We start from the raw sequence: 1,227 nt of genomic DNA, 5'->3' as shown, positions 1-1,227 counted from the left end.
CGGCGAGATCGGCTTCCGTAAGTTCCGCTTCGAGAAGTGCGCGGCGCCGGTGTACGGGGTCCAGTGATGGCGATTCGTCTAATTGCTCCTCCTGTCGCGATGGCCGTGTCAATGGCCGATGCGCGAGCGAGCGCGCGTGCAAATGGGACCGACCAGGACGCGGAAATCGAGATCCGCGTGCGTGCGCTGACCGCCGAGGCCGAGCACATCACCGGCCGCTCGATCATCAACCGCACGTATGTGGTGACGGCGCCAGGGTTTGCGGGTCTGATCCCGCTGCCGTCCTCGCCCCTGGTCGAGGTGGTCAGCCTGAAATATCTGGACGTTGACGGCGCCACGCAAACGCTGAGCGAAAACGCCTATGTCATCAACCGTGAAATCGAGCCGGGATTCGTCGCGCTCGCAGCCGGCGCGAGCTGGCCGGCGACGAAAACGCATCCCGAGGCAGTGATCCTGACCGTGATCTGCGGATATGGACCCGACGAGACCACCACGCCGGTGGCATTCAAGGGCTTCATCCTGGCCAAGGTGCGTGAGTACTTCGCGCCGGCCGGCACGCCGGAGTCGCCCCACCTTATCCGGGGGCTCGACTGCTTGAAGGTGCACAGCTGATGGCCGCCCCGTTCAAGTGTGACGAGAAAGTCACGGTCGAGCAGCTTGTCGGCACGCCTGATCCTGTGTATGGCACCGAAACGCAAGCCTGGGCGCCGGTGCTGGTCCGGTACTGGGCCAACGTTCAGGACGAATTGCCGAGCCGCGCGGAATCGGCCAAAAACGGGCTCGATAAATCGGTCCTACGCTCCCGGCTGCGCATGCAGGGCGCCCAGGCCGTCACTGGCAACATGCGCGTCATTTTGCACAACCGCGGCGACCGGGTAATGCAGATCATCGCTGGACCAGCGCTGTTGGATGATCGGGTTCACACAGAGTTCCAATTGGAGGGATATTTGAATGGCTGATCCGAACATCACCGGCGGCCGGGAGCTGGATGCATTTCTGCAGCAGTTCTCGGCCAAGTTTGAAAAGAACGTGATGCGCGGCGGGCTGCGCGCTGGCGCGAACGAGTTCAAGGAAGAAGTGAAAGCCAACATACCGGTGGACAGCGGCGCGCTGCGGCGCAGTGTACGGGTCACCACAAATGCCAAGGGCGGCCGCGTGACCGCATCGGTCAAGATCGGCAACAAAAAGGCCTGGTATGCGCAGATGGTCGAGTTCGGCACGCGAGCG

Annotated in this window: 3 protein-coding genes; all 3 read left to right on the top strand. The window is 62.8% G+C overall.

Annotation, left to right across the window (positions count from 1 at the left end):
- Positions 1-66: 66 nt before the first annotated feature.
- The gene (locus RBA40_RS33210) at positions 67-612 is read left to right on the top strand and encodes a head-tail connector protein (RefSeq protein ID WP_306653162.1); all 546 of its coding nucleotides are present in this window, start codon (positions 67-69) and stop codon (positions 610-612) included.
- A complete protein-coding gene (locus RBA40_RS33205) occupies positions 612-959 on the top strand; it encodes a phage head completion protein (RefSeq protein ID WP_306653160.1) in 348 nt (115 codons plus the stop codon). The genes RBA40_RS33210 and RBA40_RS33205 overlap by 1 nt, the downstream gene beginning before the upstream one ends.
- Positions 952-1,227: HK97-gp10 family putative phage morphogenesis protein (locus RBA40_RS33200; RefSeq protein ID WP_306653158.1), on the top strand; the 276-nt coding region annotated here is incomplete at its 3' end. The genes RBA40_RS33205 and RBA40_RS33200, both read left to right, overlap by 8 nt.

This window comes from Massilia pseudoviolaceinigra, assembly GCF_030846505.1.
Classification (GTDB): Bacteria; Pseudomonadota; Gammaproteobacteria; order Burkholderiales; family Burkholderiaceae_D; genus Telluria_A; species Telluria_A violaceinigra.
Note: the sequence above shows the minus strand (reverse complement) of the source record. Positions and strands in the feature narration are given on the sequence as shown.